The 13,712-nt window shown below is 59.9% G+C and carries 13 protein-coding genes; 4 read left to right on the top strand and 9 right to left on the bottom strand.

Translation table 11 applies throughout. From position 1 onward, the window contains the following. Window positions 1–2: 2 nt before the first annotated feature. The 3 genes from GVL52_RS09450 to GVL52_RS09440 are packed head-to-tail and all read right to left on the bottom strand — an operon-like array spanning window position 3 to window position 2,084. Window positions 3–779 (bottom strand): SDR family oxidoreductase, encoded by a 777-nt coding sequence (locus GVL52_RS09450; protein WP_160006169.1) that lies wholly within the window; start codon window positions 777–779, stop codon window positions 3–5. A 27-nt stretch (window positions 780–806) separates the two neighbouring features. Further along, window positions 807–1,670 (bottom strand): MurR/RpiR family transcriptional regulator, encoded by an 864-nt coding sequence (locus GVL52_RS09445; RefSeq protein ID WP_160006167.1) that lies wholly within the window; start codon window positions 1,668–1,670, stop codon window positions 807–809. A gap of 24 nt (window positions 1,671–1,694) precedes the next feature. Further along, window positions 1,695–2,084 carry a RidA family protein gene (locus tag GVL52_RS09440; RefSeq protein ID WP_160006165.1) on the bottom strand — a complete coding sequence of 130 codons (390 nt, stop codon included), beginning with the start codon at window positions 2,082–2,084 and terminating at the stop codon, window positions 1,695–1,697. A gap of 110 nt (window positions 2,085–2,194) precedes the next feature. Here GVL52_RS09440 and GVL52_RS09435 point away from each other — a divergent pair, with 110 nt between their 5' ends. From GVL52_RS09435 to GVL52_RS09420, 4 genes are all read left to right on the top strand, one after another. Then, window positions 2,195–2,680: a hypothetical protein gene (locus tag GVL52_RS09435; protein ID WP_160006163.1), complete on the top strand. Its 486-nt coding sequence runs from the start codon at window positions 2,195–2,197 to the stop codon at window positions 2,678–2,680. Between the two features lie 20 nt (window positions 2,681–2,700). Next, on the top strand, window positions 2,701–4,176 hold the full coding sequence (locus tag GVL52_RS09430; protein WP_160006161.1) for a M81 family metallopeptidase: 1,476 nt from the start codon (window positions 2,701–2,703) through the stop codon (window positions 4,174–4,176). 1 nt (window position 4,177) lies between these two features. Beyond that, complete coding sequence (locus tag GVL52_RS09425) at window positions 4,178–5,278, top strand: D-TA family PLP-dependent enzyme (RefSeq protein ID WP_160006159.1); 1,101 nt, start codon at window positions 4,178–4,180, stop codon at window positions 5,276–5,278. Window positions 5,279–5,405: 127 nt separating this feature from the next. Beyond that, window positions 5,406–5,708: a hypothetical protein gene (locus GVL52_RS09420; RefSeq protein WP_160006157.1), complete on the top strand. Its 303-nt coding sequence runs from the start codon at window positions 5,406–5,408 to the stop codon at window positions 5,706–5,708. A 23-nt stretch (window positions 5,709–5,731) separates the two neighbouring features. On the opposite strand, the gene GVL52_RS09415 is transcribed toward GVL52_RS09420, so the two are convergent. The 6 genes from GVL52_RS09415 to scpA all read right to left on the bottom strand — a co-directional run bounded on the left by GVL52_RS09415 (window position 5,732) and on the right by scpA (window position 13,544). Next, window positions 5,732–6,868 (bottom strand): ABC transporter ATP-binding protein, encoded by a 1,137-nt coding sequence (locus GVL52_RS09415; RefSeq protein WP_160006155.1) that lies wholly within the window; start codon window positions 6,866–6,868, stop codon window positions 5,732–5,734. 88 nt (window positions 6,869–6,956) lie between these two features. Beyond that, a complete protein-coding gene (locus tag GVL52_RS09410) occupies window positions 6,957–8,186 on the bottom strand; it encodes an extracellular solute-binding protein (protein ID WP_160006153.1) in 1,230 nt (409 codons plus the stop codon). A gap of 41 nt (window positions 8,187–8,227) precedes the next feature. Further along, window positions 8,228–9,088: a carbohydrate ABC transporter permease gene (locus GVL52_RS09405; protein ID WP_160006151.1), complete on the bottom strand. Its 861-nt coding sequence runs from the start codon at window positions 9,086–9,088 to the stop codon at window positions 8,228–8,230. Further along, window positions 9,085–9,969, bottom strand: coding sequence for a carbohydrate ABC transporter permease (locus GVL52_RS09400; protein WP_160006149.1), 885 nt, complete (start codon window positions 9,967–9,969; stop codon window positions 9,085–9,087). The genes GVL52_RS09405 and GVL52_RS09400 overlap by 4 nt, the downstream gene beginning before the upstream one ends. 13 nt (window positions 9,970–9,982) lie before the next feature. Beyond that, window positions 9,983–11,140: a Gfo/Idh/MocA family protein gene (locus tag GVL52_RS09395; protein ID WP_160006147.1), complete on the bottom strand. Its 1,158-nt coding sequence runs from the start codon at window positions 11,138–11,140 to the stop codon at window positions 9,983–9,985. A gap of 265 nt (window positions 11,141–11,405) precedes the next feature. After that, window positions 11,406–13,544, bottom strand: coding sequence for a methylmalonyl-CoA mutase (scpA, locus tag GVL52_RS09390; RefSeq protein WP_160006145.1), 2,139 nt, complete (start codon window positions 13,542–13,544; stop codon window positions 11,406–11,408). Window positions 13,545–13,712: the final 168 nt, after the last annotated feature.

The following is a 13,712-nucleotide window of genomic DNA, read 5'->3' as shown; positions in this document are numbered from 1 at the left end:
GGTCAGTAGTCGGCGGATTGGGAGAAGGTGCGGGCGAGTTCCGCCTGTCCGGCGGTCAGGCCGCAATCGACGGGCAGGCATACACCCGAGATGGCGCTTGCCTGCGCACTGGCGAGAAAACCGACGGCATTGGCAACATCAACAGGATCGGCAACGCGCTGCAGCGGATACCAGCGGCGCGCTTCCTCAAACACATTCGGATTGGCGGCAGCGCGGGCTTCCCAGGCCTGCGTGCGAACCGTTCCGGGAGCGATGGCATTCGAGCGAATGCCGAACTTGCCGTATTCGACCGCCACCAGCTTGGTGAAATGAAGAAGGCCGGCCTTGGCGGCGCTGTAGGCGGGGTGGCCGAAAACGCTCATGCCGTTGACCGACGAAATGTTGACGACCGAACCCCGGGTCGCCTTCAACATGTCGGCCACCGCACTGAAGCACAGAAACGGCGCTTCGAGGTTCAGCGCATTGTCGGCGCGCCAATCGTCGGGCGTCGTCGTCTGCAGGCTGACGGCACGCGCTGCACCGGCATTGTTCACCAGCGTTTTCACCGCACCGAGCGCTGCAGCGCTCCTGGCCATTTCGGCGACGCTGCGCTCATCCGTCACGTCGCAGCCGACCGCCACGAAGCGCTCGACCGGACCCAGCATGCGCGCCGCTTTTTCGGCGGCGGCAACATCGATATCGACAAGCAGGATGACATCGTGATCGTCCGCAAGGCGGCTGGCGATGGCACGGCCGATATCGCCTGCAGCGCCGGTGACGATCGCTACCGATTTTGTCATTCTACGTCCTTTCCTGACATGATTTCCTCAGTCCCCGAGCAGCTGGCGGTCATCGCCATCGCGGTGGGCAACGAGTTGTTGTTTGATGCGGCGGAGCGTGACTGCCGCCTGTGGCTGTATGTTGTAGGCAACGAGGCTGGCCAGAATATCGACCGCAGCAAGATAGGCGATGCGCGTCGAAGTCGGCCGGAAGATATTGTTTCCCTCCGCCAGATCGATCGGCACGACGATATCGGCAGCCTTGGCGACGGGGCTGTCGGCCTGCGTCAGCGCTATGGTGGTCACGCCGGTTTCACGAGCAAGCGAGAATGCGCGGACCAGCTCGCCATTTCGCCCTGAGAAGGATGAGCCGATCACCACATGCGTCGGCTTGGCCGCTGCCGTCATCATCAGCTGCATGCTGTGGTCGGAACTTGCGATCACATGGAGCCCGAAGCGGAAGAGGCGGTTCTGAAGTTCGCTGGCGATCATCGAGGAATTGCCGCCGGAACCGAAGGCATAGATCATCTCCGCCCTGGAGAGCTTTTCAGCGGCCTTTTCGATGGCGACCAGATCCAGAGAACGATGCAGGAGAAACAGCGCATTCTGCGCCTTGGTGATGATGTCCTGCGCAACGTCGGCCGGATCGCGGCTCTTCGGCTCGGGCCGGAGATAGCGCATGCCGACATAGGCGGTGCGGGCAAGCTGAACCTTGAAATCCGAAAAGCTCTCGCAACCGACGCGGCGGCAGAAACGTGTGACGGTCGGGGGCGAGACATCCGCCTTTTCGGCGAGCTCGATGATCGAGGCATTGACCGCGAATTCGAAATCGTTGAGCAGAATGTCTGCGATACGGGTTTCCGACGGCGAAAGCCGGGCCTTCTCTTCCTGCAATGTCGAGAAAATATCCATGCCCGGTCCCCCTGGTCTGTCGCGCTATTTGTCTTTCGCTTTATAGGCGACGCAATCGATCTCCACCTTGCAATCGACCATCATCGACGATTGCACGCAGGCGCGCGCTGGCGGATGCTCGCCGAAATACTGCTGGTAGATGCCGTTGAAGCTCCAGAAATCGCGCGGATCATCCAGCCAGACGCCGCAACGCACGACATCTTCAACGCCGTAGCCAGCTTCCTCAAGGATCGCGAGCACGTTCTGGATTGTCTTATGAGTCTGTGCGACGATGTTTCCGTCGATGATCTCGCCATTTTCCATGGCAACCTGACCCGAAACATAAAGCCAGCCGTCGGCTTCGACAGCGCGGGCAAACGGGAGTGGCTTGCCGCCTGCACCCTGTTGAACCGTGCCATAACGCTTGATGGACATTGACCGATCCTTGCAAATTATTTTCGTGATAAGTTGACAAGTGACCATATTAAGCGGAATTTGACCAGCGAAAAACGTCATTCATGAAAAGAATTTCAATCGGGAACACTATGCGCGATCCTTTCCAGAACCCCTTCCCCGCTGCCGATGTCGCCCGCCACTCGATCTGGGAGATGCTTGTTTCCCGTGACATCGACGCCTTTCTGGCCGCCGACTGGTCGATGGTCGAGCATGATTTCGTCGAAGATGGCTTTATCGGCATTGATGGTCGCAAGGATGTGAGCCCCGACAAGTGGCGCCTGGCGTTTCCCTCGCTTTCTGCCTACCGCGACGAATGGGTTCGCCAGGCAAAGGACTTCGCGACCCAGTCTTTTGCCGAAGACACCCGCACCGCGATTTTCACCACCACGACGCTCGAAGACATCGAGATCGAAGGCGACATGGCGCTGGTGCGCAAGAAGTTCGACGGCGGCATCGCCAAGGCCGATGGCAGCCGCGATGTGATGAAATGGCAGACACTCTATTATTGCCGCCTGCATGAAGGTCGCTGGAAGATCTGCGGTTTCACCGGTTATCTTCCGAACCCGATGGGCTGATCAACACAAAGGCCGAAACCTTGCGGATTTTCACGGCGGCTCTCGCAACCGAGACCAATACCTTTTCTCCCATCTGCGTCGACCGGCGCGCTTTTGAAGCATCGCTTTACGCACCTCCGGGCGAGCATCCGGAAACGCCGACGCTCTGCACCGCGCCGATCACGGTAGGTCGACAGGTCTGCGCCAAGAAGGGCTGGACCTTGATCGAGGGGACAGCCACCTGGGCAGATCCGGCCGGGCTGGTCAGCCGCACCACCTATGAAGGTCTGCGCGACGAGGTGCTTGGCCAGTTGAAGGCCGCGATGCCGGTGGATGCGGTCGTGCTCGGCCTGCACGGCGCCATGGTCGCTGCCGGCTACGAGGATACCGAAGGCGATCTTCTGGCGCGGGTGCGCGAGATCGTCGGGCCGGACGTTCCTGTTTTCGCCGAACTCGACCCGCACAGCCACCTGACCGCCAAGCGTTTCGCGGCGGCCAATGCCTTCGTCTACTTCAAGGAATTCCCGCATACGGATTTTGTCGATCGTGCCGAAGATCTCTGGCAGATCGCGGTCGATACGCTGGAAGGCCGGGTGAAGCCGGTGATGTCTATGTTCGATTGCCGGATGATCGACGTGTTCCCGACGTCGCGCGATCCGATGCGCTCCTTCGTCGACAAGATCATGCAGATCGAACGGGACGATGCGGATATTCTGTCCATTTCGGTCGTCCACGGCTTCATGGCCGGCGACGTGCCCGAAATGGGCACCAAGCTTCTCGTCGTCACCAACGACCGGCAGGAAAAAGGTGACGCACTGGCACGCGAACTCGGCATGGAGCTGTTTGCCAGGCGCGGCACCTTCATGATGCCGCAGATCGACGAAAAGCAGGCTGTCACCGAAGCGCTTGAAGCGACAACCTGGCCCGTTGTCATTGCCGACATGTGGGACAATCCCGGCGGCGGCACGGCGGGCGATGCCACCGTTCTGCTCGGCGAACTTTTGGCGCGCGGCGTCAAGGATACGGCAATCGGCACGATCTGGGACCCGATGGCGGTGCAGATCTGCATGGCGGCCGGCGAAGGCGCCGAGATTCCGCTGCGCTTCGGCGCCAAGTCCGCGCCCGGCACCGGCGACCCGATCGACGGCTTCGTCAAGGTCATCAAGATCGTGCCGAATGCCGAGATGCGCTTTGGCGAGAGCTTCGCGCCGTTTGGCGATGCCGCCCATATCGTGCTTGATGGCATCGACATCATCTTGAACTCGACGCGGGCGCAGAGTTTCGATCCAAGCCTGTTTTCGGTCATGGGCATCGATCCCGAGGCGAAGAAGATCCTGGTGATCAAGTCGACCAACCACTTCTTCGCATCCTTCTCGAAGATCGCCTCCGAGATCATCTACTGCGCCGCCGGAACCCCCTACCCCAACAATCCCGCCAAGACGCCCTACCGGCGCGCCCGAAAAGACATCTGGCCAATAATTGCCGATCCACACGGCACCGAACGCGGAGCAGCGTGACATGCAGGACAGCCCTTTTGCCGTGGTCGCCAAGCCGGGCGACAAGATCGCCGACCTTTCGACGCCGCGCCCGATCATCGACGAGGACCGGCTGGCAGCGAATATCGCCCGCACGCAAGCCTATATGGACGAGCATGGCATCAGCTTCCGCCCGCACATCAAGACACACAAGATCCCGGCCCTCGCCGCCCAGCAGGTTGCGGCCGGCGCCAAGGGGATCAACTGCCAGAAGGTCACCGAGGCCGAGGTCTTTGCTGCGGCCGGCTTCGATGACATCCTGATCACCTTCAACATCATCGGCCTGGAAAAACTCCAGCGCCTGGCAGCCCTCAACGACCGCATCTCCGGCCTCAAGGTGGTCGCCGATAGCGGCTTTACCGTCGATGGCCTCTCCGCCTATTTCGCGGCCCGCAAGCCGCTGGCCGTGCTGGTCGAATGCGACACCGGCGGCGGACGCTGCGGCGTGCAGAGGCCGACCGAGGCGGCCGCTCTTGCAAGCCGCATCCACAATGCCGCCGGCTTGAAGTTCGCCGGCCTGTTGAACTATCCGAAGCCTGGTGCCGCATCAGAGGTGCAGGCATTCCTCACCGGCACCCTGGCGCTGCTCGAGGCCGAGGGCATCGCCTGCCCCATCGTCAGCAATGGCGGTTCGCCGAGCCTGTTCGAGGCGCATCTGGTGCCTGCAGCAACAGAGCATCGCGCCGGCACCTATATTTATAATGACCGCTCGATGGTCCGCGCCGGCCATTGCAGCGAAGGCGACTGCGCCATGCATGTGCTCGCAACCGTCGTATCACGCCCGACCGCCGACCGCGCCGTCATCGACGCCGGCTCGAAAGCGCTGACCTCCGACCTGCTCGGCTTTGCCGATTACGGCCAGGTCGTAGACTATCCCGATGCCGTCGTCACCGGGCTATCCGAGGAGCACGGCGTCATCGACCTGTCGAAGTGCCAGGGAGCACGCCCTGGGATCGGCGACAAGATCCGCATCATCCCGAACCATACCTGCGTGGTCTCGAACCTTTTCGACACGATGGTGTTCCATCGCGACGGCGTTGTCACACGCGTCGAAGAAGTGGCGGCGCGAGGGCTCGTCTGGTAGAAACAGCAGCTCTCATGCGGCCGGTCAGCCGCGGGCAACGCCGTTCGACCTCGCCTCCTTGACGTTTGAAGCATTGAGCGCATCTTATCCATGCGCCGATGTTGATGGGCGCTGTGGGAGGTCACTCATGAGAGCTTTGATCGCATTGGGAATGTTGGCAAGCCTGGCATGCATCTCGGCCGCCCAGGCGCCATCGCAATGGCAGACATATGCAGGCGTCGGGGTCGATACAGATCCGACGCTTCAGATGCGGTTCGACCGAACCTATCCTTATTGTGAGCAGGAAGCCGTCCGTCGTGGCTCGCCCGATGCCGGTAGCCTATGGCATGTGACGGCTCTCAGAAGCTGCATGTATCGCTTTGGGATCGTCGACCGGGGCTCATACGCCTATCCGGCCAACGCAGTGTTTTACAATTTTCTGGATCGGTGACGGCGCGCGGACTGCGCCCGCATTTATGCGAGCGCCGTCGGGTTGAGCAGATTGAGGTCTATATCAGTCAGCGCGACATGGCGTTCAAACGCGATGCCGGCTTCATCGAACAGATGACAATCGACAGCATTGATGCCGGCCAGAAGCGGCTGTTCCGGTCGCACGCCAACGCTGCCCGAAAGTGTCGCGCAGAAATTCTCGGCCTCACCGTCAAGCGAGGCATAGGCAACCGTTTGTGCACCCAGGCGCTCGATAACACTCGGAACAACGGTCAGCGAAATGTCGCCGGATGCCAGCTGGATATGCTCTGGCCGTACGCCGAGGGTCAGCGTTTTGCCGACTGCACCGTCCCGCGCTGTCACAGGCACGGTCAGCGTCTGACCCTTGTAATCGACGGTCACGCCCTTTTCGCTGACCGCGGTGCAGGTCACCGGCAGGAAGTTCATCTTCGGATTGCCGATGAAACCGGCGACGAAGATGTTTGCGGGCTTGTGATAGAGCTCAAGCGGCGCACCCGTCTGGGCAATGTCGCCAGCGTTCAGCACAACGATCCGGTCCGCCATCGTCATCGCCTCGACCTGGTCGTGGGTGACGTAGATCATCGTCGCCTTCAGCTGGCGATGCAGCTTGGCAAGCTCGATGCGCATGTCGGCGCGCAGCGCCGCATCCAGGTTGGAGAGCGGCTCGTCGAAGAGAAAGATTTTCGGCTCGCGCACGATAGCGCGGCCGATGGCGACGCGCTGGCGCTGGCCACCCGACAGCATGCCGGGCTTCTGCTGCAGCCGTTGATCGAGGTGGAGAATGCGCGCGGCGTGCTCGACCTTGGCCTTCAGCTTTTCTTCTTCCATCTTTTCGACGCGCAGCGGGAAAGCGATATTCTCGAACACCGTCATATGCGGATAGAGCGCATAGGACTGGAACACCATGGCGATGCCGCGCTTGACCGGAGCCAGGTCATTGACCCTGACGCCATCGATGACGATATCACCGGCCGAGGTTCCGTCGAGCCCGGCAATCATGCGCAGCAGCGTGGACTTGCCGCAGCCGGAGGGGCCGACAAACACGACGAACTCGCCGTTCTTCACGTCGAGCTGGATGCTCTTCAGAACCTCGAAGTCGCCGTAAAATTTCTGAACCTTGTTGAGAAGTAGCTGTCCCAAAACCTGTCTCCGGTCGCCGCCGCATGCGGCGCTTACACTCAAAAATGAAAGGATCGCGGGTGTTGCGCCCGCGATCCCCAACAAAGGCTTACTTGAACGCTTCGACTTCGCCGGCAGCCTTCTTGAGGGCATCAGCCGGTTCGGCCTTGCCTGTCACGACGGACTGGACCATCTCGATGATCGAGTTCTGGAAACCCTTGTAATCAGTGAAGAGCGGCTCAGGACCACCGAACTTGATACCGTCGATGAACGGCTTCCACGATGGGTCGGCCTTGACGAATTCGTCAACCTTTGCAGATGGACGCAGTGGTGTCAGGCCTGCACCACCCTGCAGTTCGTATTCGCCCTGCGGACCTGGCGAGGTGATGAACTTGGCGAATTCGGTCGCCTTTTCCTCGACGCCGGTGCCCTTGAACACGGCCAGGCTGTCGGTGATCAGCAGCGTGCCTTCGCCCTTGGCCGATGGGCCGAGCGGCAGCGGAGCGACGCCCCAGTTGATCTTGGTGTCCTTCAGGCGCGCAGCAGCACCCGAACCTGCCTGGATCATGCCGACCTTGCCATCGAGGAAGATGGCGCGGATTTCGTTCTGCTCGTAAGCGGTCGCACCTTCGACGGAGTAAGGCGTGATATCCTTGTAAGCCTGCAGGGCTGCCAGCACTTCCGGGCTGTCGAGGACGATCTTGTCGCCATCGATCGCCTTGCCGTTGTTGGTGTAAACCCAATGCATGAACTGGTGCATGGTGTTGTCGAAGGTCTTGGCGGGCAGACCGTAGCCTGCAAGGCCGGTCTTTTCCTTGATCTGCTTGGCGTCGGCAATTTCTTCAGCCCAGGTCTTCGGCGGCATTTCCGGGTCGAGACCGGCCTGCTTGAAGATGTCCTTGTTCCAGTAGAGAGCCTTGGTCGAGAATGCGACCGGCACACCCCACTGGGTGTCGTTGAACGTCACTGTATCGACGATGTTCGGGTAGTAGCTCTTTTTCTCTTCGTCGCTCATCGGCACGGCAACGATCAAGTCGTTCTGTGCGAATTCTTTCAGCGTACGCGAGCCGACATAAGCCATGCCGACAGGCGTGCCGGCAGCAGCCAGCGTCGTGGCCTTGTCCTGGCACTGTTCCCAGCCGACAACTTCAGGCTTGACGGACCAGCCTGGGTTCTTGCCTTCCCATTCCTTGATGTACTTCTCGTGAATCGGGTCGATCTTGTCGCCGCAATAGATCCAGCTGATCTCCTTGTCAGCGGCCTGCGCGGTCATCGAGCCGAGCGCGGTGGAACCGAGCAGGGCAAGGGCAATAAGCCCGGTCTTGAATTGAATTGTCACTTTTTAGCTCCCGTTTTTTCTCTGGTGGTTGACTTAGCGACTTACTGTTTCACCGCGCCCGCGGTCAGACCGCTGACGAGATACCGTTGAAGGAAGAAGATCACGATCATGGCCGGCGCAATGCCGACGAAGCTGGCAGCCATCAACTCGTTCCAGACCACCTCCTGCCGGCCGAAATAGGCAAACAGCCCGACCGGCAGCGGGGCATATTCGGTCTTGGAATTGAAGGTCAGCGCGAAGATGAACTGCTGGGCGTAGGAGCCGATGAAGGTCGTGATCGCAACCACCGTGATGCCGGGCATGGCAATCGGCAGGATGACACGGCGCAGCGTATAGAGATGGCTGGCACCATCGACGAAGGCAGCCTCATCCAGCTCCCGCGGTATGCGCATCATATAGGTCCTGAGCAGCCAGATCGCCGAAGGGATCAGGAAGGCGACACCGGGAACCATGATCGCGAAATAGGTATTCAGCAGCCCGAGCGTGCGCATCAGCCGGAAGAGCGGGATGAGCAGAACGGCGCCCGAAAACATGTTGACCGCCAGGAACGCGCCGAGCAGCAGGCCAGCCCCTTTGAATTCGAACCGTGCAAAGGCGTAGGACGCCGGGACGACGAGAATGAGAACCACCGCCGTCACGATGATCGAGATGAAGAAGGAGTTGAAGATGTAGCGCGCGAAACCCGGCACGCTGATCCACATGGTCCGGTATGCCTCGAAGGAGCCATTCTGCGGGATGAAGCGGTAAGGCGACGAAAACAGCTGGCTCAGCGGCTTCAGCGACACCAGGAAGCCCTCGACGAACGGCGCGAGCACGAAGGTGAGGAACAGAAGGATGCCGGCATAGATGCCGATCATCTCGTACCATGTGTACCGGTTGATCAGCATGGGAGGCTGTTTCATCGCTTGTCTCCTGAGGAAAGACGGCTGGTCAGGCGGAAGTAGCAGACGCAGAAGATCGACAGGAAGATGCAGATCAGCACCGCGCGCGCAGCCCCTTCGCCGTATTTGTTGGAGCCGATTGCCGTCCGGTAGGTATCGATGATCATCGTCGTCGTTTCACCGCTCGGGCCACCGCGGGTCAGGATCCAGATGATATCGAAGGAGTTGAAGGTGGAGATCAGCGACAGCATCGACATGGTGATCATCGAAGGCACGATCAGCGGCATGGTGATGCGGCGGAAGCGATAGAAGCGGCCAGCACCATCCGTCCAAGCAGCCTCGTAGAGATCCTGCGGGATCGCCTGCATGGCGGCAAGCATGTAGAGCGTCACCATTGGAACGCCGATCCAGACGTCGGTGATCACCGTTGCCCAGAAGGCGGTCGATCCGTCGGCGAGAAAGGCGACCGGACCGGACGCAAGGCCGGTACGTTGCAGCATGCCCGAGATCATCCCGAACTGGCCATTATACATCCAGCCCCACATGAAGATGCCGATTGCCATCGGCACGATCCAGGGCGGCATGGTCAGCACCCGGAACAGCGCCCTGCCCGGCACCGCCGAATTCAGCATGGTCGCGCCGAAAACGCCGATGATCATCTTGATCGACACCGAGAAGAACGTCCAGATGAACGTCCTGATGATCACTTCCGCGAAGGTCGCATTGAAGATCTTCTGGTAGTTCACCCAGCCGACCCAATTGGTCACCTTCTTCAGCGATGCATCGGTGAAGGAGAGAATGAAGGTATCGACCAGCGGATAAGCGACGATCACCGCGACATAGAGAACAGCTGGAAAGAGAAGGATCCAGGCGAAGATGAGATTGCTTCGTTGAACATTCATCCTGCCGCCCTCCTCAAGCTGCTCTAGCGTGGAGCGCCTCGTCGAACCGGTCCCAAATCGGGCGCAGATCGACAATCGTCTTCTTGATGCGGGCTTCGTCCATGGACAAAGCGAGAATGCCGGCCTCAAGCGCATTCAGCGTCGAGACGGGAAGCTCGGTGCCTGTACGGACGCTGCCGAGCAGGTCGATCGCCATCTGTTCGTCGGCGCCGTAATGCTGCGACAACTCGGTCGCGACGTACTTGTTTTCGAGAACCTTCTTGCCTGTCAGCTGTTCATGCACGTCCAGATAGCCGCGGACGAAATCGCCTTCCGCCATGCCGCGCGAGCCCATGATGGCAAAGCGGCGGAACTGGTCGGGGACGTTGAGATTGGTGTGGAAGTTCATGCCGACGCCATTGGCGTATTCGACGATCGCAACCTGATAGTCGATGATATCGGCGTCGCTGTCGAATACCTTGTCGGAGCCCATCCAGCCGCTCGGCTTGCGATGGAACATCTCGAGGTCGTTGATGCCTTCGCGGGCCGGATCGTTTGCGGGGGTGAAGCTCTTGCGGCCGCCGAAGCTTGCAACACGCTCGGGCCTGGCGCCGACAATGCCATTGTAAAGATCGAGATCGTGGCAGCACTTTTCCAGCATAAAGCTGCCGGAATAGCGCTCGTAGCGGCGCCAGTCGCGCATGAAGAAGGCGCCATGATAGGGCTCGATATGCTCGGAAGCCTCGATCGAGACGATCTGGCCGAGATTGCCGGCCGCCTGGACCGCCTGCAGATCGCGGTAAAGCGGCGAGTAGCGCAACACCAGACCGACCATCAGCCGCTCATGGCCGAACTTCGCCATCAGGTGGGCGAGTTCGATGCTCTCGGCAATCGTGGTGACGATCGGCTTTTCACAGAAAACCTTGAGACCGGCTTCGAGACCGATACGGATATGGTCGAGATGGAAATGGTTCGGCGAACCGATCATCAGCAGATCGAGCTTCTCATTGGCGATCAGCTCTTGCGGGGAACCATAGGCCTTGCCAACGGAAATGCCCTTTTCAACGAGACCAGGCAGACCTGCGGGCTCGGGATCGACATAGCCGACGATCTCGAAGCTTTCATCAACAGACTTGAAGACGTAGCCAAGGTAGCCGAGCCGGAAACCTAGCCCGATAATTCCCACTTTCATGCTATTCTCGTTCCCATTTACGTAATTTATTTTCGTCAAACTGAGACAAAAATTCGATCTCGTCAACACGAATCACGTAAAAAGTTGGAACTGTGAAATTAATTTTCATGATTGCCTGTTTTGACGGCCTTTGGATTTTCATCGCGCAACCATCTGCCGCAAGCCTCGGCAATGGTACGTAGACCACCGGCTCGCGAGCTCGACATCACATGTATTAAGTCATGTTAACACGGATATCGGCAAGTGGATATAACCAGTTATACCCTTACTGATTTCGCCGCTTTCCCTCAAGCAGGTCAAGCACCGAATTGGCGGCATCGATAATATTCGTTCCCGGTCCGAAGACCGCGGCGACACCGTGCTCGGTGAGGAACTGGTAATCCTGACGCGGAATGACCCCACCGACCACAACGATGATATCCTCCGCGCCATTCGCTTTGAGCGCGTCGATCAATTGCGGTGCCAATGTCTTGTGGCCGGCGGCCAGCGACGACATGCCGACCACGTGCACCTTGCTGGCAACGGCCAGATCGGCAGCCTCTTCGGGCGTTTGGAACAAGGGGCCGGCGAGCACATCGAAACCGATATCGCCGAATGCCGATGCAATGACCTTGGCACCCCGGTCATGACCGTCCTGGCCAAGCTTTGCGATCATGATCTTCGGGGCATGGCCGAGCACAGACGAAATGCCGGTCATCCGGGTCTGCAACTGCTGAAGTTCCGGTTCGTTGCGATAGGCATCGCCGTAGACGTGCTTGACGACCTCGGGCGTTGCCGTGTGGTCGCCGAACACGCTGCGCATGGCATCCGAAATCTCGCCGACGGTTGCCCGGGCGCGCGCCGCGTCGACCGCCACGTCAAGCAGATTGGCGATGCCCGTTTCCGCCACCTGCTTCAGCCGCTCAAGAGCCTCCCGGACTTGGGCAGGATCGCGGCGGCGCTTGGTGTCTTCGAGCCGCTTGATTTGCGACGCCCGCACCGCGCTGTTGTCGATATCGAGGATATCGATCGGCGCCTCGTTTTCGAGGCGGTACTTGTTGACGCCGACGATGACCTCGTCGCCCTTGTCGACCGCCGCCTGCCTGCGGGTCGCCGCCTCTTCGATCAACCGCTTCGGCAGGCCTTCGTTGACCGCCTTGGTCATGCCGCCCAATGCCTCGACCTCCTCGATCAGCACCCAGGCCTTGTCGGCAAGCTCCTGGGTCAGGCTTTCGACATAGTAGGAGCCGGCCAGCGGATCGACGACGTTGGTGACGCCGGTTTCATGCTGCAAGATCAATTGCGTGTTGCGGGCAATGCGCGAGGAAAACTCGGTCGGCAGCGCAATCGCCTCGTCGAAGGAGTTTGTGTGCAGCGATTGCGTGCCGCCAAGGACTGCCGACATCGCCTCGAAAGCGGTGCGGATGATGTTGTTGTAAGGGTCCTGCTCCTGCAACGAGACGCCCGATGTCTGGCAATGGGTGCGCAGCATCAGCGACGACGCCTTCTTCGGCTCGAACTCCTCCATAATGCGCGTCCACAACAGGCGCGCCGCACGCAGCTTTGCTGCCTCCATGAAAAAGTTCATGCCGATCGCGAAGAAGAACGACAGCCGCCCGGCGAACGCATCGACATCCAACCCCTTGGCAAGAGCGGCGCGGACATACTCACGCCCATCGGCCAGCGTGAAAGCCAGTTCCTGAACCAGCGTCGCACCGGCCTCCTGCATATGGTAGCCGGAGATCGAGATCGAATTGAACTTCGGCATCCCCTTTGCCGTGTAGGCAATGATATCGGCCACGATCCGCATGGAGGGCTCGGGCGGATAGATATATGTGTTGCGGACCATGAACTCCTTGAGGATATCGTTCTGGATGGTCCCGGAAAGATCGCCGCGCAACACGCCCTGCTCCTCGCCGACGACAATGAAGCTTGCCAGGATCGGGATCACCGCACCGTTCATCGTCATCGAGACAGAGACCTTGTCCAGCGGAATGCCGTCGAACAGGATCTTCATGTCCTCGACGCTGTCGATCGCCACCCCCGCCTTGCCGACATCGCCAACCACGCGCGGATGATCGCTGTCATAGCCACGATGGGTGGCGAGATCGAAGGCGACGGAAACGCCTTGCTGACCGGCAGCGAGCGCTTTGCGATAAAACGCGTTGGACGCTTCGGCGGTGGAGAAGCCGGCATACTGTCGGATCGTCCAGGGGCGGCCGGCATACATGGTGGCCCGCGGGCCGCGCGTGAACGGCGCAAAACCGGGCAATGATCCGAGCTGCTCTACGCCTTCGAGATCGCTCTCGGTATAGAGCGGCTTGACGTCGATGCCTTCGGGCGTCTTCCACACGAGCTTTTCCGGCGGAGCGCGAAGCTCCTTTTCGGCAAGCGTCTGCCAATCCTGAAGCGTCTTCTTCGTCATCCCGATCCTCCGGCATTCTTCTTTTGCCATACGCTAGCACTTTACCGGCGCAAGGCGCGAGGGTGCCGTTGATATAATTGGGGAAGATAATAGGACGAATCGCAAGCGTTTTTCCCGCCGTGGCAGCTTATGTCGCTGCACATCCGGGAGACCGACCATGGTCTCGCC

Origin of the sequence: Rhizobium sp. 18055 (genome assembly GCF_902706285.1) — a bacterium.
GTDB lineage: Bacteria > Pseudomonadota > Alphaproteobacteria > Rhizobiales > Rhizobiaceae > Rhizobium.
The sequence above is the reverse complement of the archived record's forward strand: the minus strand, read 5'-3'. Positions and strand labels throughout refer to the sequence as shown.